This window comes from Streptomyces sp. NPDC001157 (assembly GCF_053598255.1).
Genome location: NZ_JBSFJW010000043.1, coordinates 36,137 through 53,173 on the forward strand (window position 1 = coordinate 36,137; position 17,037 = coordinate 53,173).

At 72.5% G+C, this 17,037-nt stretch carries 18 protein-coding genes; 5 read left to right on the forward strand and 13 right to left on the reverse strand.

The window, feature by feature from the left end:
* Positions 1 to 111: 111 nt before the first annotated feature.
* From ACWDAG_RS41605 to ACWDAG_RS41645, 9 genes are all read right to left on the reverse strand, one after another.
* Positions 112 to 663, reverse strand: coding sequence for an amino-acid N-acetyltransferase (locus tag ACWDAG_RS41605; RefSeq protein ID WP_450700766.1), 552 nt, complete (start codon positions 661 to 663; stop codon positions 112 to 114).
* Positions 664 to 672: 9 nt separating this feature from the next.
* The gene (locus ACWDAG_RS41610) at positions 673 to 1,104 is read right to left on the reverse strand and encodes a BlaI/MecI/CopY family transcriptional regulator (RefSeq protein ID WP_450700767.1); all 432 of its coding nucleotides are present in this window, start codon (positions 1,102 to 1,104) and stop codon (positions 673 to 675) included.
* A 153-nt stretch (positions 1,105 to 1,257) separates the two neighbouring features.
* The gene (locus ACWDAG_RS41615; RefSeq protein WP_450700768.1) at positions 1,258 to 1,437 is read right to left on the reverse strand and encodes a hypothetical protein; all 180 of its coding nucleotides are present in this window, start codon (positions 1,435 to 1,437) and stop codon (positions 1,258 to 1,260) included.
* A 73-nt stretch (positions 1,438 to 1,510) separates the two neighbouring features.
* Complete coding sequence (locus ACWDAG_RS41620; protein WP_450700801.1) at positions 1,511 to 2,170, reverse strand: hypothetical protein; 660 nt, start codon at positions 2,168 to 2,170, stop codon at positions 1,511 to 1,513.
* 126 nt (positions 2,171 to 2,296) lie between these two features.
* Positions 2,297 to 3,094: a type III pantothenate kinase gene (locus tag ACWDAG_RS41625; RefSeq protein ID WP_450700769.1), complete on the reverse strand. Its 798-nt coding sequence runs from the start codon at positions 3,092 to 3,094 to the stop codon at positions 2,297 to 2,299.
* Positions 3,095 to 3,103: 9 nt separating this feature from the next.
* Complete coding sequence (gene nadC / locus ACWDAG_RS41630) at positions 3,104 to 4,087, reverse strand: carboxylating nicotinate-nucleotide diphosphorylase (RefSeq protein ID WP_450700770.1); 984 nt, start codon at positions 4,085 to 4,087, stop codon at positions 3,104 to 3,106.
* Between the two features lie 5 nt (positions 4,088 to 4,092).
* The gene (locus tag ACWDAG_RS41635; RefSeq protein ID WP_450700771.1) at positions 4,093 to 5,814 is read right to left on the reverse strand and encodes an L-aspartate oxidase; all 1,722 of its coding nucleotides are present in this window, start codon (positions 5,812 to 5,814) and stop codon (positions 4,093 to 4,095) included.
* The gene (panC, locus tag ACWDAG_RS41640) at positions 5,811 to 6,812 is read right to left on the reverse strand and encodes a pantoate--beta-alanine ligase (protein ID WP_450700772.1); all 1,002 of its coding nucleotides are present in this window, start codon (positions 6,810 to 6,812) and stop codon (positions 5,811 to 5,813) included. Before panC ends, ACWDAG_RS41635 begins: the two co-directional genes overlap by 4 nt.
* A complete protein-coding gene (locus ACWDAG_RS41645; RefSeq protein ID WP_450700773.1) occupies positions 6,809 to 7,738 on the reverse strand; it encodes a Rossmann-like and DUF2520 domain-containing protein in 930 nt (309 codons plus the stop codon). The genes panC and ACWDAG_RS41645 overlap by 4 nt, the downstream gene beginning before the upstream one ends.
* A 185-nt stretch (positions 7,739 to 7,923) precedes the next feature.
* On the opposite strand from ACWDAG_RS41645, the gene ACWDAG_RS41650 reads away from it, so the two are divergent.
* A complete protein-coding gene (locus ACWDAG_RS41650) occupies positions 7,924 to 9,165 on the forward strand; it encodes a threonine aldolase family protein (RefSeq protein WP_450700774.1) in 1,242 nt (413 codons plus the stop codon).
* Here ACWDAG_RS41650 and ACWDAG_RS41655 read toward each other — a convergent pair.
* Positions 9,155 to 9,370, reverse strand: a complete 216-nt coding sequence (locus ACWDAG_RS41655) for a hypothetical protein (protein ID WP_450700775.1) — start codon at positions 9,368 to 9,370, stop codon at positions 9,155 to 9,157. The genes ACWDAG_RS41650 and ACWDAG_RS41655 overlap by 11 nt on opposite strands.
* Before the next feature lie 157 nt (positions 9,371 to 9,527).
* Between ACWDAG_RS41655 and ACWDAG_RS41660 the strand changes: the two genes are divergently transcribed.
* The gene (locus tag ACWDAG_RS41660; RefSeq protein WP_450700776.1) at positions 9,528 to 10,631 is read left to right on the forward strand and encodes a DUF5937 family protein; all 1,104 of its coding nucleotides are present in this window, start codon (positions 9,528 to 9,530) and stop codon (positions 10,629 to 10,631) included.
* A 15-nt stretch (positions 10,632 to 10,646) separates the two neighbouring features.
* Here ACWDAG_RS41660 and ACWDAG_RS41665 read toward each other — a convergent pair whose 3' ends face one another.
* Positions 10,647 to 11,318: a response regulator gene (locus ACWDAG_RS41665; protein ID WP_450700777.1), complete on the reverse strand. Its 672-nt coding sequence runs from the start codon at positions 11,316 to 11,318 to the stop codon at positions 10,647 to 10,649.
* 99 nt (positions 11,319 to 11,417) lie between these two features.
* The gene (locus tag ACWDAG_RS41670; RefSeq protein WP_450700778.1) at positions 11,418 to 12,617 is read right to left on the reverse strand and encodes a DUF7134 domain-containing protein; all 1,200 of its coding nucleotides are present in this window, start codon (positions 12,615 to 12,617) and stop codon (positions 11,418 to 11,420) included.
* 118 nt (positions 12,618 to 12,735) lie between these two features.
* Here ACWDAG_RS41670 and ACWDAG_RS41675 point away from each other — a divergent pair, with 118 nt between their 5' ends.
* Positions 12,736 to 13,749, forward strand: coding sequence for an SAM-dependent methyltransferase (locus tag ACWDAG_RS41675; protein ID WP_450700779.1), 1,014 nt, complete (start codon positions 12,736 to 12,738; stop codon positions 13,747 to 13,749).
* Positions 13,750 to 13,785: 36 nt separating this feature from the next.
* Here ACWDAG_RS41675 and ACWDAG_RS41680 read toward each other — a convergent pair whose 3' ends face one another.
* A complete protein-coding gene (locus ACWDAG_RS41680; protein ID WP_450700780.1) occupies positions 13,786 to 14,937 on the reverse strand; it encodes an NADH-quinone oxidoreductase subunit D in 1,152 nt (383 codons plus the stop codon).
* A gap of 31 nt (positions 14,938 to 14,968) precedes the next feature.
* Here ACWDAG_RS41680 and ACWDAG_RS41685 point away from each other — a divergent pair, with 31 nt between their 5' ends.
* Both ACWDAG_RS41685 and ACWDAG_RS41690 read left to right on the forward strand, forming a co-directional pair.
* Complete coding sequence (locus ACWDAG_RS41685) at positions 14,969 to 15,481, forward strand: PH domain-containing protein (protein ID WP_450700781.1); 513 nt, start codon at positions 14,969 to 14,971, stop codon at positions 15,479 to 15,481.
* On the forward strand, positions 15,478 to 16,815 hold the full coding sequence (locus ACWDAG_RS41690) for a PH domain-containing protein (protein ID WP_450700782.1): 1,338 nt from the start codon (positions 15,478 to 15,480) through the stop codon (positions 16,813 to 16,815). Before ACWDAG_RS41685 ends, ACWDAG_RS41690 begins: the two co-directional genes overlap by 4 nt.
* The last annotated feature ends 222 nt before the right edge of the window (positions 16,816 to 17,037 follow it).

The window sequence follows — 17,037 nt, forward strand, 5'->3', positions numbered from 1 at the left end:
CCCAGTGCGGGGCCGACTGCCGGGCAGAGACCCACCCGGTCCGGAAACATACGCGTTTCGGACATAGGGAACCAGGGCAAGGGCGGCGGAATACGTCTCGGTGATCGGCGATCACAGATGCAGAAGCATCCGGCTGTTGCCCAAGGTGTTCGGTTTCACCCGTTCGAGACCCAGGAACTCCGCTACGCCTTCGTCATAGGAACGCAGTAGCTCCGCGTAGACATCGGTGTCGACAGGTGTCTCACCGATCTCGACGAAGCCGTGCTTGGCGAAGAAGTCCACTTCGAAGGTCAGACAGAAAACGCGGCGAACGCCCAGCCAGCGCGCGGTGTGCAGCAACTTCTCCAGCAACTGGTGTCCGACCCCTGCGCCCTTCAGGCCGGGCTTCACCGCGAGAGTGCGGACTTCCGCGAGGTCTTCCCACATCACGTGCAGCGCGCCACAGCCGACCACCTCGGCGTTGTCGTCCCGTTCGGCGACCCAGAACTCCTGGATGTCCTCGTAAAGCGTGACCGTCGCTTTGTCGAGCAGGATGCGGCCGCGTACGTAGGTGTCAAGGAGACGGCGCACGGCCGTGACATCGCCGGTGCGGGCCCGCCGGACAGTGATGGCTTTAGCGCTGACTTCGGGGCCTTCGGGACCTTCGGGGCTCTCTGCTGACATGAGCGGACGCTATCGCCCGTCGCCCTCCTGTGCCGACCCGGGGTTCTCGCCGGCGGTATCGCCGCCGGTATCCGGGGCCGCTTCAGGTGTTTCCGGCCCTTGGACGATGCGTACGGCGTCACTGAGGGCCTGTCGCTGTTCATCGCTCATCATCCCGAAGAAGGCGACGAGAGCGGCCGCGGGGTTGTCGCTCTGCGACCAGGCGTCGTTCATCAGAGCGGCCGCGTAGGCGGCCCTGGTGGAGACGGCCTCATATCGATAGGCGCGGCCTTCCGCCTCCCGGCGCACCCAGCCCTTCTGATGGAGATTGTCCAAAACGGTCATCACCGTGGTGTACGCGATGGACCGTTCCTGCTGAAGGTCTTCCAGGACTTCTCGAACGGTCACCGGGCGGTTCCACTTCCACACCCGCGTCATGACCGCGTCTTCGAGTTCTCCCAATGGGCGAGGCACACCTCAGCACAATAGTGGGAGAACTCGCCATTGGCGTCCCGGACGGGCACTTTCACCGTCATACGACAACAAAAGGGGCGTACGGCTGCCGCGAGCGCTCGCGGGAGCCGTACGCCGAAGGGGGCACCGTCGGGGAGGGACTCAGCCGTCGGACCTGGCAGGGCCCTGCCGGACCCCTTCCGTGCGCGCGATGGCGGCGTCGACGGCCGCGTCCTCCTTGGCCTTGTTGGCCCCGCCCTGGGTCTTCACGATCACCCTGATCACGCCGATGAAGAACACGGCCATGACGACCGGGGGCACAAGCGCGGAGACGTAGTCCATGCGTCCAGGGTAGCCACGGGCCGACGGGGCGGGCGGGGCGGGGTTGGGGTGGTTCCGGACGGTTCGGGCCGGGTCAGCCGGCGGCGAGGTGCCGGGGCGGGTTGGAGCCCGACGGTGGGGTCGGCTTGCGGCGGGGGAAGACCTCGCCCGGGGTCGGGATGGGGCGGGCCGGTTTCGGGGCGGCCGGGGCGGGGGCCGGCTTGGGAGACGCCGGCTTCTCGGCAGGCTTCTTCTCGGGCTTCCTGGCGGGGTCCCGTTCGACGTCCGGCCCGAGGTGCTCCCCGGCGCCCCTGAGGCCGCCCTGGAGGGCCGTGAGGCGATTACGGGCGGCAGGGACGGTCGGGGCTGCCGTGCGGGCCGGATCGCGCGCCAGGCGGGCGCGTACGTCCTGCTCGGCGAGCATCCGGCAGCGCCCCAGGAGCACGGAGGCCGCCGGGTTGCCGCGCAGCGCCCGGAGGGCGGCGAGGTCGTCGGGTTCCGGGCGGTACCCGGCGCCCAGCGCCTCCTCGAGGAGCACGAGGTAGTCGGCGGTGGTGCCGGGCAGGGCGGCGCGGTAGCGCGCGAGGTCGGCCACCAGGAAGGCACGCAGTCTGGCGCCCTCGCGCATCGCCTCGTCGAGCGACTCGGCGAGGCGGAGGCAGTCCTGGACGTCCCCGGCAGGAGTGGGGCCTGGCTGAAGGGCGAGGGCGAGGGCGCGGCGGAGCACACGCAGCTCCTCCACGCCGAACGCCATGCCGCCGCGTGATCCGTATGGCGTGGGCATGCAGCGACGATACGCGCTAATCAGACAAATTCGACATATTTCGCAATAGGGGATGGGTGTGGCGCGCCGCGCCACCCGGTTGCGCCGGGGCCGGCCTCACATGCGCGACACGTTCCGCTCGTACACCAGCCGCAGCCCGACGAGGGTCAGCCACGGCTCGTGCTCGTCGATCACCGACGACTCCCCCAGCACCATCGGTGCCAGTCCGCCGGTCGCGATCACCGTGACGTCGTCCGGGTCCTCCGCCAGCTCCCGCGCCATGCGGGTCACGACACCGTCGACCTGGCCGGCGAACCCGTAGATGATCCCGGACTGCATCGCCTCGACCGTGTTCTTGCCGATCACGCTCCGCGGCCGAGCCACCTCGATCTTCCGCAGCTGTGCGCCGCGGACGCCGAGCGCCTCGACGGAGATCTCGATACCGGGCGCGATGACGCCGCCGACGTACTCCCCGCGCGCGGAGACCGCGTCGAACGTCGTCGCCGTGCCGAAGTCCACGACGATCGCGGGCCCTCCGTAGAGCTCGACCGCCGCCACCGAGTTGATGATGCGGTCGGCGCCGACCTCCTTGGGGTTGTCGGTGAGGATCGGCACGCCCGTCTTCACGCCCGGCTCCACCAGCACCGCGGGTACGTCGCCGTAGTACCGGCGGGTCACCTCACGCAGCTCGTGCAGCACGGACGGCACGGTCGCGCAGATCGCGATCCCGTCGATGCCGTCGCCCAGTTCGTCGCCGAGCAGCGGGTGCATGCCCATCAGGCCCTGCAGGAGCACCGCCAGCTCGTCTGCCGTGCGGCGCGCGTCGGTGGAGATGCGCCAGTGCTCGACGATGTCCTCCCCGTCGAAGAGCCCGAGGACGGTGTGCGTGTTCCCTACGTCGATCGTCAGCAGCATGGCCGGTACCTACTCCGCCGCTCGCAGGTCGAGGCCGATGTCGAGGATCGGCGAGGAGTGGGTGAGGGCTCCTACGGCGAGGTAGTCGACGCCGGTGTCGGCGTACGCCTTCGCGTTCTCCAGGGTGAGCCGGCCCGAGGCCTCCAGGGCGGCGCGGCCGTGCACCAGGGCCACCGCCTCCTCGCACTCGCCGGGCGTGAAGTTGTCCAGGAGGATCAGGTCGGCGCCGGCGTCGACGACCTCGCGCAGCTGGTGCAGGGTGTCGACCTCGACCTCGATCGGGACCTCCGGGAAGGCCTCCCGTACGGCCTTGAAGGCCTGTGCGACACCGCCCGCGGCGACCACGTGGTTGTCCTTGACCAGGGCCGCGTCCGACAGCGACATGCGGTGGTTGACGCCGCCGCCGCAGCGGACCGCGTACTTCTCCAGGGAGCGCAGGCCCGGAGTCGTCTTGCGGGTGTCGCGCACGCGTGCCTTCGTGCCCTCGAGAACCTCCGCCCACGCGCGCGTGGCGGTCGCGATGCCCGACATGCGGCACACCAGGTTGAGCGCGCTGCGCTCGGCGGTGAGCAGGTCACGCGTGCGCGTGGTGACGGACAGGAGCTTCTGCCCGGCCTCCACCCGGTCGCCGTCCTCGACGTGCCGCTCGACCTCGAACTCGTCCTCGCAGACCACCGAGATCACCGCTTCGGCGACCCTGAGGCCCGCCACGACACCCGCCTCGCGCGCGGTGAAGTCGGCGGTGGCGACGGCCTCCTCGGGGATGGTCGCGACGGTCGTCACATCCACACCGTGGTCCAGATCCTCCTGGATGGCGAGGTTGGCGATGTCCTCGACCTCGACCGGGTCGAGTCCGGCGTCGGCCAGCAGCTGCGCGAGCGCGGGGTCGAGCCCGCACTCCAGGTACTCCGCGTCGGCGTCGGCGTCCGCGCCGCATGCACAGCCGTCGCCGCAGCCTCCGGACGGGGCGAGGGGAAGGTCGGGGGTGCTCACTTCTGTCACTGCTCCTGGGGACGGTGCTGCCGGCGGGTCGGGGGGAAGTCTGGGGTGTCCGTGGTGTGTACGGCCAGCGTCCGGTCGGGATTCAGCCGTACGACGATGTGGCGCCGCCACGCCGTGTCGTCGCGCTCGGCGCGGTCCTCGCGCCAGTGGCAGCCGCGGGTCTCCTCGCGCTGCAGGGCGGCGGCGACCAGGACGCGGGCCACGCACAGGAGGTTGGTGGCCTCCCAGGTGTCGACGCCGGGCTCGGACGTCTTGCCGTTCTCGGCGAGGGCGTCACGGGCCTCGGTGTGCAGCTGCTGGAGCTGTTCGGCGGCCTTGGCGAGGGAGTCGGCGGAGCGCAGGACGCCCGCGCCGTCCGTCATGATCCGCTGGATCGCGAAACGGTCCTCGGGGGCGAGGAGGGGGTGCGCGGGCACCTCGGGGTGCTCGACCGGTTCGGGCACGCGCGCGTGGAGGCCGTTCTCCGCGTGGGTGGCGGCGATGTCCTCCGCGATGCGCTCGGCGTAGACGAGGCCTTCGAGCAGGGAGTTGGACGCGAGGCGGTTGGCGCCGTGCACGCCGGTGCAGGCGACCTCTCCGCACGCGTACAGGCCGGGGACGGTCGTACGGCCCTGGGAGTCCGTGCGGACGCCTCCGGAGGCGTGGTGGGCGGCCGGGGCGATCGGGATGGGCTCGGTGACGGGGTCGATGCCGTTGGCGCGGCAGGCGGCGAGGATCGTCGGGAAGCGGTGCTCCCACATGTCGGCGCCGAAGTGCCGGGCGTCGAGGAACATGTGTTCGGCGTCCTGTTCCTGCATGCGGCGCAGGATGCCCTTGGCGACGATGTCCCGGGGCGCCAGCTCGGCCAGTTCGTGCTGCCCGACCATGAAGCGCACGCCGTCGGCGTCGACCAGGTGCGCGCCCTCGCCGCGCACGGCCTCGGAGACCAGGGGCTGCTGGCCCTCCGCGTCGGCGCCCAGGAACAGCACGGTGGGGTGGAACTGCACGAACTCCAGGTCGGAGACCTCCGCGCCCGCGCGCAGGGCGAGCGCCACGCCGTCGCCGGTCGACACCGGGGGGTTGGTGGTCGCGGAGAACACCTGGCCCATGCCGCCGGTGGCGAGGACGACCGCGGGGGCGTGCACGGCGCCCACGCCGTCGTGCTGGCCCTCGCCCATGACGTGCAGGCTCACGCCCGCCGTGCGGCCCTCCGCGTCGGTGAGCAGGTCCAGCACCAGCGCGTTCTCGATCGTGCGCAGCCCACGCGCGTGTACGGCCTCGACGAGCGCCCGGGAGACCTCCGCGCCGGTCGCGTCGCCGCCCGCGTGCGCGATGCGGCGGCGGTGGTGGCCGCCCTCCCGGGTGAGCTGCAGGTCGCCCTCTTCGGACTCGTCGAAGTGCGCGCCGGTCGCGATGAGGCGGCGCACGGCGTCCGGACCCTCGGTGACGAGGATGCGTACGGCGTCCTCGTCGCACAGGCCCGCGCCCGCCACCAGGGTGTCGTCCAGGTGCTGTTCGGGGGTGTCGCCCTCGCCGAGGGCCGCGGCGATGCCGCCCTGCGCCCAGCGGGTGGAGCCGTCGTCGAGGCGGGCCTTGGTGACCACGACCGTCTTCAGGCCGGCGTCCTCGCAGCGCAGGGCGGCGGTGAGGCCGGCGACGCCGGACCCGACGACCACGACGTCCGCGGCGATGGACCACCCTGGTGCGGGCGCGTGCAGTCGTATGCCTGTGCTGGTCACGAGGCGGCTCCGGGGGTTCCGAATACGAGTGGGATGTTGTCGATCAGCCGGGTGGTCCCGACGCGGGCGGCGACGGCCAGGACGGCCTCGCCGGTGAAGTCGTCGTCGATCTCCGTGAAGTCGGACGGGTCGACGAGGGCCAGGTAGTCCAGTTCGAGCGGCGGCGTGAGGCGCGCCGCGTCGTCGAGGATCAGCCGGGCGGCCGCGCGGACGGCCGTCGGGGCGCCCGGGAGCGCCTTCGCGACGGCGTGCGCGTCGGCGGCCGCACGGGACTCCCCTATGGCGCTGAGCGCCTCGGCACGCGCGTGCGTGGCGGGCACTTCGAGGGCACGCGCCCGCAGCGCCTCCTGGGCCGCGTGCCGGTCGCTGCCCGCGAACAGCGCGCGGGAGAGACTGAGCGCCGTGCGCCGCTGCGCGGGCGAGAGGTAGCGGTTGCGGCTGGAGAGGGCGAGCCCGTCCTCCTCGCGCACGGTGGGTACGCCGACGATCTCGACGCCGAAGTTCAGGTCCCGCACCATGCGCCGGATCAGGGCGAGCTGCTGGGCGTCCTTCTGGCCGTACAGGGCGATGTCGGGGCGGGTGAGGTGCAGCAGCTTGGCGACGACGGTGAGCATGCCGTCGAAGTGGCCGGGGCGGGAGGCGCCCTCCAGCCGTGCCCCCATGGGGCCTGCCGTGATGCGGACCTGGGGTTCGCCGCCCGGGTAGACCTCGTCCACGGAGGGCGCGAACACGGCGTCCGCGCCGGACAGTTCGGCGAGCTCGAGGTCGGCGTCCAGGGTGCGCGGATAGCGGTCGAGGTCCTCGCCCGCGCCGAACTGCAGGGGGTTCACGAAGACGGTGACGACGACCTCGCCGTCCGGTCCGGCGAGCTCGCGCGCGGTGCGGATCAGGGTGGCGTGGCCCTCGTGCAGGGCGCCCATGGTCATCACCACGGCCCGGCGGCCGGTACGCGTGCGTGCGTGCAGTGCGTCGGCCGTGCGCAGCAGGGTGGCGGTCATCGGGCGTCTCCCTCGGCGCCGTCGGTCCCGGTGGCGAGTACCCCGAGGAGGTCCTCGGCGAGCTCCGGCTTCAGCAGCCCGTGGGCGAGTGCGCGGTCGGCGGTCGCGCGGGCCATCGCCAGGTACCCGGCGACGGTCTGCGGGGCGTGCTTGCGCAGCTCCGCGACGTGCGCGGCGACCGTGCCGGCGTCCCCGCGCGCGACGGGGCCGGTCAGGGCCGCGTCACCGGAGCGCAGGGCGTTGTCGAGGGCGGCGCCGAGCAGCGGGCCGAGCATCCGGTCGGGAGCCGCGACGCCCGCCTCGCGCAGCAGCTCCATGGACTGGGCGACCAGCGTGACCAGGTGGTTCGCGCCGAGCGCGAGCGCCGCGTGGTACAGCGGGCGCATCTCCTCGGCGATCCACTCCGGTTCGCCGCCCATCTCGATCACGAGGGCCTCGGCGGCCAGCCGCAGCTCCTCGGGCGCCGTGACCCCGAAGGAGCACCCGGCGAGGCGCTGGACGTCCACGGGAGTGCCCGTGAAGGTCATCGCCGGGTGCAGGGCCAGCGGCAGCGCCCCCGCGCGCAGGGCGGGATCCAGGACCTTGGCGCCGTAGCGCCCCGAGGTGTGCACGAGCAGCTGCCCCGGCCGTACGGCACCGGTCTCGGCGAGCCCCTCCACCAGGCCGGGCAGGGTGTCGTCCGGGACGGTCAGCAGGACCAGGTCGGCGCGCTCCAGGACCTCGGCGGGCGGCACCAGCGGCACGTCGGGCAGCAACTGCGCGGCGCGCCTCCTGGAGGCGTCGGAGACTCCGGAGACGGCCACCGGACGGTGCCCGGCGAGCTGGAGGGACGCGGCCAGTGCGGGGCCCACACGACCGGCGCCGACGACGCCTACGGTGAGCCGCGCGGGGCGGTCCCTGGGGTCTGGCTGTTGGCTTGTACTCACGCGACTGCGGCCTTCCCGTTCCAGTCCGCTCGGGGTACCGGACGATTTCTCGTCATGTTAACGCGATCGGTTCGACGGGCGTCCGGTTGTCCACAGGCTGTGGGTTACGCCACGGCGCCGGCGCAGGGGAAAGCCTGTGGAAATCGGAGTGCCCGCCCGGACCGGCGCCAGGCATGATCCGAGGCATGAGCGATGCGGCGCAGCAGGTCGAGCGGTACTCCGACCCGACCTCGGACGAGGACCAGATATCAGACGAAGAGCGGCGCAAGCGACGCCGTGCGCGGCGCATCGGCGTGTACCGGAGCGCGGAGCGCGTCCTCGCGCGCCCCGGTTTTCTCGGCACGCTCCGGGAGCGCCTGGCGCTGCTGGACGGCGCGCAGGATCTGTACGACCTGGACGAACCATCGGACATCTACGGCGACGGCGTCGTCGAGACCCTGGAGCAGAAGGTCGCGGGACTGCTCGGCAAGGAGGCCGCCGCGTTCTTCCCGACAGGCACCATGGCCCAGCAGGTGGCGCTGCGCTGCTGGGCGGGCCGTACCGGCAGCCCCACCGTCGCCCTGCACGCACTGGCCCACCCCGAGGTGCATGAGCGGAACGCGTTCAGCCAGGTCAGCGGTCTGCGCCCGGTACGGGTGACGAGCGGGCCCCGCCTGCCGACCGCCGACGAAGTACGCGGCTTCGAGGAGCCCTTCGGGGCGCTGATGCTCGAACTGCCTCTCAGGGACGCCGGTTTCGTGCTGCCGTCCTGGGACGAACTCACCGAGGTCGTGGCGGCCGCCCGCGAGAGGGAGGCCGTCGTGCACTTCGACGGCGCACGCCTGTGGGAGTCCACCGTGCACTTCGGCCGCACCCTGGACGAGATCGCGGACCTCGCGGACAGCGTCTATGTGTCGTTCTACAAGTCCCTCGACGGCTTCGGCGGCGCCGCGCTCGCCGGCCCGGAGACCCTCATCGAGGAGGCGAAGACCTGGCGGCACCGGTACGGCGGCCAGATCTTCCAGCAGTTCCCGACGGTGCTGTCGGCCCTCGCCGGGCTGGAGAGGGAGCTGCCCCGGCTGCCCGAGTACGTCGCCCACGCGCGCGTGGTGGCCGACGCGCTGCGCGAGGGGTTCGCGGCGGCCGGGGTGCCCTGGGCGCACGTCCACCCCGAGGTTCCGCACACCAACGAGTTCCAGGTCTGGCTGCCGTACGGCCGCGACGTCCTCGCGGAGGCGGCCGTCCGGCACGGAGAGGAGACGGGCACCCTCCTGTTCGCGGACGCCTGGGACCCGAAGGGCCCGGGCCTGGCCGTCACCGAGGTGTCCGTCCGGGCCGCGGGCCTGGAGTGGACGGCCGACGACGTGAAGGCGGCGGTCGCCGAGTTCGTGTCACGGCTCGAAGAGGAGGCCGGCAAGGCGGTGGCGACGGGGGCGGTCAGCAGGTAGAGCGCGGCCGCAGGTGCAGCCACCGGCCCAGGGCCTGCCGTATCCGCCCGTGGGCCGGGCGCCCGGCGACGACCGCACGGAGCTGCCAGTGGTCGCGCAACTCACGTACGACCTGCCAGTCTTCGGCCCCGGGCGCGGGCGGGCACGGTTCGCCGAGCTTCCGGGCCCGGTAGGTGTCGAGGAGGTACTGCTGAGTGATGGTCATGGCTGTTCGCCTTCTCGGGACGTGGAGAGGGGATTTGTGGGCTCCGCGGCTGCCCGGGTGCTCCCAGGCTGTGTCGCCGCCGCCGTGAAGTCGCGTCGATTGACGTCCGCCGTCAATCGACTCCGGCGTTGTCAGTGGCCCGGTGCACCATGAGGTCATGAGCGTGCACATCGACATCGCGGGGCTGCGGCCGGAGAGGGTCGCCGTCGTCCCCTCACCCCTGGCCGAGCTCGGCATGGCGCTGCACGCGCTGTGCGAGCCGGGGCACCACCCCGGCCTGCAGGGCTGGGTGACGGGCGTGGCGGCCCGGCTCGACTCCCATCTCGCCGACCGGATATGCGAGGCGGACTTCCTGTGGCGGACGACGTTCTCGGACCTGTTCCTACCCTCTGCGGGCATCCCGGGCGGTGCCGCTCTCCCCGGGGCCACGCTCGCCGAGGAGCTGGACCTGCTGGACAAGCTGACGGACGAGCAGTTCGTGGACGCGGCCCTGGAGTTCAGCTGCGCGATGCCCTACGGTGACGGGCCCAGCCCGCTCGTCGACGCCGGGCTGCGCCGGCGCGCCCTTGAGCTGGCCGCCGCGCGGGGGCCGCAGCAGGTGCGCTTCAGCGAGCTGCTGCTGACCGATCCGCCCAGGATCCGGGGCTGGCTGCGCCAGTTCCTCCAGGACTGCGACGAGGCGTTCTTCGCGGAGGCCTGGTCCCGGCTGCGCCACCAGCTCACGGCGGACGCCCGCCACAAGACCGACCTCCTGCGCCGCAAGGGCCTGGCGGAGGCGCTGGCGGCCGTGTCCCCGGCGGTCACACTGGACGAGGCCGCCGAACGGATCACGGTCGACAAACTGAGCGTGGGCGGCACGGCCACCCGGGACGGCGGCCTCCTCCTGGTGCCGACCAGCTTCGGCTGGCCCCACCTGTCCGTCCTGTACCGGCACGGCTGGCAGCCGGTGCTGCACTACCCGGTCGGCTCCCCCGAACTCGCCACTCCGCCCTCCGTCGAGCAGCTGACCCTGCGCATGACGGCCCTGTCCCACCCCGTCCGCATGCGCATCTGCCGCTATCTGGCCCGCAGCGCCTACACCACGAGCGAGCTGGCGCAGACGCAGGGAATGACGGCCCCGGAGATATCCCGGCACCTCGGCGTCCTGAAGAAGGCGGGCCTGATCACCACGCGCCGCCGTGGCCGGTACGTCCAGCACCAGCTGGACATAGCGGTCGTGGCCCGGCTCGGCAGCGACTTCCTGGAAGGGATACTCCGCTAGGGCTCCGACGGACCGTCAGCCGTGCCCGCCCGCACGCACCAGACCCGTCTCGTACGCCAGGACCACCACCTGCACCCGGTCCCGGAGCCCCAACTTGGTCAGGATGCGGCCCACATGGGTCTTCACGGTCGCCTCGGACAGCACCAGCCGGGCCGCGATCTCGCCGTTGGACAGACCCTGGGCGACCAGGATCATGACCTCGCGCTCGCGCTCGGTGAGCCGCTCCAGCTCCTTGTGCTGGGGCTCCTTCCCCACGCTCGGCAGCATCGGCGCGAACCGGTCGAGCAGTCGGCGCGTGGTCGACGGGGCCACCACCGCGTCGCCGCTGTGCACGGCGCGGATGGCGGTGAGGAGCTCGCCGGGCGGCACGTCCTTGAGCATGAAGCCGGAGGCGCCCGCCTTCAGCCCCGAGAAGGCGTACTCGTCGAGGTCGAAGGTGGTCAGGATCAGCACCTTCGGCGGGTCGGGCTCCGAGCAGACGCGGCGGGTGGTCTCGACGCCGTCGAGCTTCGGCATGCGCACGTCCATGAGGATCACGTCGACGGCGGTCGCGCGCAGCACCTGGAGGGCCTCGACGCCGTCCCCCGCCTCCGCGACGACCTCCATGTCCGGCTGGGCGGCGAGCACCATCCGGAACCCGGTGCGCAGCAGCACCTGGTCGTCGACGAGCATCACGCGGATCGTCATCGGGACCTCTTCCGTTCTCATCCGTTGCGGCGGTTTCCGTTTGCGGCGGTTGCTGTCCGCGGGGTCGTGACAGGTGTCAACCAGGGACGTACGTAGGCGTCAGTGTGCGGGTTTCAGCGGGAGCAGCGCACTGATCCGGAATCCGCCGCCGGGGCGCGGCCCCGCGTCCAGGGTGCCGCCGACCATACCGACCCGTTCGCGCATGCCGATCAGGCCGTGGCCCTGGCCGTCGGCGCCGCCCTCCTCGTACAGCTCGTGCGGGGCGCCCTTGCCGTCGTCCTCGACGAGCAGGCCGAGGCCGTCGTCGAAGTAGACCAGGCGCACGCTGGCGCCCGCGTTCGGTCCGCCGTGCTTGCGCGTGTTGGTCAGCGCCTCCTGCACGATGCGGTACGCGGTGAGCTCGACGCCGCTGGGCAACGGGCGCGGGGTGCCCTCGACCTTGAAGTCGACGGGCAGGCCGGAGGTGCGGCACTGCTCGATCAGCTCGTCGATCTGGTCGACGTCGGGCTGCGGAACGTACTCGCCGACCTCCTGGTGCTCGCCGGTGCGCAGCACGCCGAGCAGGCGGCGCATCTCGGCGAGGGCCTGGCGGCCGGTGGAGGAGATGGTCTCCAGGGCCTTCTTGGCCTGGTCGGGGGCGGCGTCCAGGACATAGGCGGCGCCGTCGGCCTGCACCACCATCACCGACACGTTGTGCGCGACGACGTCGTGCAACTCGCGGGCGATCCGGGCGCGTTCGGCCGCGACCGCGACCTTGGCCTGTGCCTCCCGCTCCTTCTCCAGCCGGGCGGCGCGCTCCTCCAGCTGCGCGAAGTAGGCGCGGCGGGTGCGGATCGAGTCGCCGAGCACCCAGGCGAGCGCGAACGGCACGGTCAGGAAGACCGCCTTCGCGCCATTGCCCAGCGCACTCCCGTCCTGCGGCCAGCGCATCTGCGCCAACGGCGCCGCAAACAGCCCCACGGCCAGCGCGAGCCGGGAGGCCCATCGGGTGCCCGTCGCAGCCACCGTGTAGACGATCACCAGCATCGCGAAGTCGGCGGCCATCGTCTGGACGTTCAGCGCCAGCTGCGTCACGCCGAGCCCGATCGTCAGCAGCAGCATCTTCTCCGGCGTGCGCCGGCGCAGCGCGATCACCAGGCACAGCAGCAGCGCGATCGGAACGATCAGCGCCGGGTTGTCGGTGCCCCGGACCGCCGAACTGGAGGTCCCGCTCAGCAGCGAGATCCCGAACAGGAAGACGGCCCAGAAGGAGTCGACCCCGGTCGGGTGTCTGCGGAGGAAGTCATAGAGGCGCTGCACGTAACCCAGCGTAGGGAAGCCGGATGCGTGCAGGGGTCAACCGGAGGACCGATCCGCGCCCGGCGCACATACTCCCCAAGGTGGAGGCCCCCCTCTCCTGCGCGCTTAGCCTGTGCCGGTGACGGAAGAGACATCGAGCCGGTGGCTCGGCTGGCGGGCGGCGGCGCAGGACGCGCTGTACGGGCCCGGCGGCTTCTATCGCAGGCCGGAGGGTCCGGCGGGACACTTCCGCACGTCCGTGCACGCGTCCCCCCTGTTCGCCGAGGCGGTGGCCGGGCTGTTGTGCCGGGTCGACGAGGCCCTGGGCCGGCCCGGCGCGCTGGCCTTCGTCGACATGGCGGCGGGCCGGGGTGAGCTGGCCGGCGGTGTGCTGGCCGCGCTGCCCGCCGAGGTGGCGGCACGCACGCGTGCGTACGCCGTCGAGATCGCCGACCGCCCGGCGGGCCTCGACGACCGCATCGAGTGGCTCAGCGACCCGCCACAGCAGGTCACCGGGCTGCTGTTCGCCAACGAGTGGCTGGACAACGTGCCGCTGGACGTCGCCGAGGTGGACGCGGAGGGCGTACCGCGGCAGGTGCTCGTCCGGCAGGACGGGGCCGAACGGCTCGGGGCGCCGGTCGGCGGTACGGAAGCGGAGTGGCTCGCCCGGTGGTGGCCACTGCCGCCCGAGGAGGGACTGCGGGCCGAGATCGGGCTCCCCCGCGACGAGGCCTGGGCGGCCGCGGTCTCCTCGCTCGACAGGGGGCTCGCGGTCGCCGTCGACTACGCGCACACGCTGGACGCGCGCCCCCCGTTCGGCACGCTCACCGGCTTCCGCGCGGGGCGCGAGACGGCGCCCGTACCGGACGGGTCGTGCGACATCACGGCACATGTCGCACTGGATGCGTGCGCGGCGCACGGGTCGGCGCGGACGCTCTCCGGCGCGCGCCTCCTGTCGCAGCGCGACGCCTTGCGCGCCCTGGGCGTCACAGGCGCACGCCCCCCGCTCACCCTCGCGTCCACCGAGCCCGCCGCATACGTACGAGCCCTCGCGAGCGCCGGCGAAGCCGCCGAACTCACCGCACCGGGCGGCCTCGGCGACTTCGGCTGGCTGCTGCAGCCGGTGGGCATTGCGGACGCGCTCGTCGGCTGACCGCGCCCGCCCCGGCTCGCCGCCGCACTGCTTGCCCTACTTGTCGATGTCCCCGACCACGAAGAACAGCGACCCCAGGATCGCCACCATGTCCGCGACCAGCGTCCCCGGCAGGAGTTCCACGAGCGCCTGGATGTTGTTGTACGAGGCCGAGCGCAGCTTCAGCCGGTACGGGGTCTTCTCGCCCTTGCTGACGAGGTAGTAGCCGTTGATGCCGAGCGGGTTCTCGGTCCACGCGTACGTGTGCCCCTCGGGCGCCTTCAGGACCTTGGGGAGCCGCTGGTTGATCGGCCCGGGAGGCAGCTCGGCGAGCCGGTCGAGGCAGGCGTCGGCGAGATCGAGGGCGACATGGGTCTGCTCCAGGAGCACCTCGAAGCGGGCGAGACAGTCGCCCTCCTGCCGGGTGACGACCTTCAGGGTGTCCTGCAGCTCGCCGTACGCGAGGTAGGGCTCGTCGCGGCGCAGGTCGAAGTCGACGCCCGAGGCGCGCGCGATCGGCCCGCTCACGCCGTAGGCGTGCACGGTCTCGGGCGCCAGCGCGCCCACGCCCCGCGTGCGCCCCCGGAAGATCTCGTTGCCGAGCACCAGGTCGTCGTAGACGTCCATGCGCGAGCGCACGGCGGCGACTGCCTCACGCGCGCGTGCGGCCCAGCCGGCCGGCAGGTCCTCCTTGAGGCCGCCGACGCGGTTGAACATGTAGTGCATACGGCCGCCGGAGACCTCCTCCATGACGTTCTGGAGGACCTCCCGCTCCCGGAAGGCGTAGAAGACCGGGGTGATGCCGCCGAGCTCCAGCGGGTACGAGCCCAGGAACATCAGGTGGTTGAGCACCCGGTTGAGCTCCGCGAGCAGCGTGCGCGTCCACACCGCGCGCGTGGGGACCTCCATGCCGAGCATGCGCTCCACGGCGAGGACCACGCCCAGCTCGTTCGAGAAGGCCGACAGCCAGTCGTGGCGGTTGGCGAGCATGATGATCTGGCGGTAGTCGCGTGCCTCGAAGAGCTTCTCCGCGCCGCGGTGCATGTACCCGATCACCGGCTCCGCGTGCACGATGCGCTCGCCGTCCAGCACCAGGCGCAGCCGCAGTACGCCGTGCGTGGACGGGTGCTGGGGTCCGATGTTGAGCACCATGTCGGTGCTCTCCGCGGCGCCGCCGATACCGACCATGGTCTCCGTCGTAGGAGTCATGGACCCAGTCTCTCCTACGTACGCTGGCCCCATGGAGACGGGGAGCCCGCAGAGCACGGGGACAACGGGGGACGAGTCGGCTCAGCCGGTGTGGATCGGGCTGCCGCCCGGGCTGCTGCGGATGCGCCGGCTGCTGCTGGTGGTGTGGCTGGGGCTGCTGGCCCTCGCGCTGGGTCTGCTGCTGGGGCTGCTGGCCGGGCCCGGCTGGGCTGCCTTCGCGCTGCTGCCACTGGCGTCGGCGGCCTGGGGCTGGGTGCTGATCGGCCGCAACTGGCGCTCCTGGCGCTACGCCGAGCGGGCCGACGACCTGCTGATCAGCCGGGGCGTGCTGTGGCGCGAGGAGACCGTCGTGCCGTACGGGCGGATGCAGCTGGTCGAGGTGACCTCGGGGCCCGTCGAGCGGCACTTCGGGCTGGCCAGCGTGCAGCTGCACACGGCGGCCGCGGCGACCGACGCGACCATCCCGGGCCTGGACCCGGCCGAGGCGGAGCGGCTGCGCGACCGGCTCACCGAGCTCGGCGAGGCCCGATCGGCGGGTCTGTGACAGCGCCGGGCGTCGACGACGCCGTGGCCGCGAAGGAACCCGTCGTCGAGCGACGGCTGCATCCCGTGACGCCCCTGAGGCGGGCCTGGGCGCCGGTGGCCGTGGTGATCGGGTGGGCCGTGCACGATCCCGACCAGGCGCAGCAGCAGCTGACCCGGCTGACGACCACGACCCTCCTGATCGCGCTCGCCGTCCTCGTCCCGGCCGCCTCCCTGTACGGCTTCCTGACCTGGTGGTTCACACACTTCGCGGTGACCGAGACCGAGCTGCGGATACGGACCGGTCTGCTGTTCCGACGCACCGCGCACATCCGGCTGGAGCGCATCCAGGCCGTCGACGTCAGCCAGCCGCTCCTCGCGCGCGTGGCGGGCGTCGCCAAGCTCAAACTCGACGTCGTGGGGACCGACAAGAAGGACGAGCTCTCCTTCCTGGGGGAGCGCGAGGCGCGTGCGCTGCGCGCGGAACTCCTCGCGCGCGCCGCCGGGTTCGCGCCCGAGACGGCGCACGAGGTCGGTGAGGCGCCGGCGCGCGAGCTGTTGCGCACGCCGCCGCGCGACCTCGCGATCTCCGTCCTGCTGACGGGAGCCACCTGGTGCTCCCTGGCGGCCGCGCTCGTCGTCCCGCCGGTGCTCTGGCTGGCCACCCACAGCGTGTGGACGGTCCTCGCGACCGGCGTGCCGCTGCTGGGCGCGGCGGGTGCGAGCAGCGCGGGGCGGTTCGTCGGCGAGTACGACTGGACCGTGGGCGAGTCACCGGACGGGCTGCGCATCGACCACGGGCTCCTCGACCGTACGCACGAGACGGTGCCGCCCGGCCGGGTGCAGACCGTGCGGATCGTGGAGCCGCTGCTGTGGCGGCGGCGCGGCTGGGTGCGGGTGGAGCTGGATGTGGCCGGTTCGTCCAACTCGGTGCTGGTGCCGGTCGCTCCGCGTGCGGTCGCCGAGTCGGTCGTCGCGCGCGTGCTGCCCGGAGTGGCCGTGCCGTCGTCCGAGTCGCTGTCACGGCCCCCTCGGCGGGCCGGGCGGTGCCTGCCGGTGTGGTGGCGGGGCTCCGGAATCGCCGTCACCGACACGGTGTTCGCCACCCGGCACGGCCTGCTGCGCCGGAGCCTGGCGCTCGTACCGCACGCCAAGGTGCAGAGCGTACGGCTGGTTCAGGGCCCCTGGAAGCGACTGTGGCGGCTCGCCGACGTCCATGTGGACACGGGAGCCAACAAGACGGTGACGGCCCGACTGAGGGACGCCCATCAGGCAGCGGGACTACTGCGAGGGCAAGCCGAGCGGTCGCGAACGGGACGCCGGGACGCGCCGCCGGACCGATGGATGGCACCGTAGGACGACGACCCGGCAGCAGCCTGCGGCTGGTCCCGGGGCCCCTGGAAGCGGCTGTCGCCACCCGCCGAACACCAAAACCATGACGGCCCGACCATCAGGCAGCGGAACTACTGCAAGGCAGCCGAGCGGTCACAGACAGGACGACAGGACGCGCCGCCGGACCGGTGGATGGCGCCGCAGGGCTATGACCCGGCGGCGCCGGGGACGCCGGAGCCCGGGTGG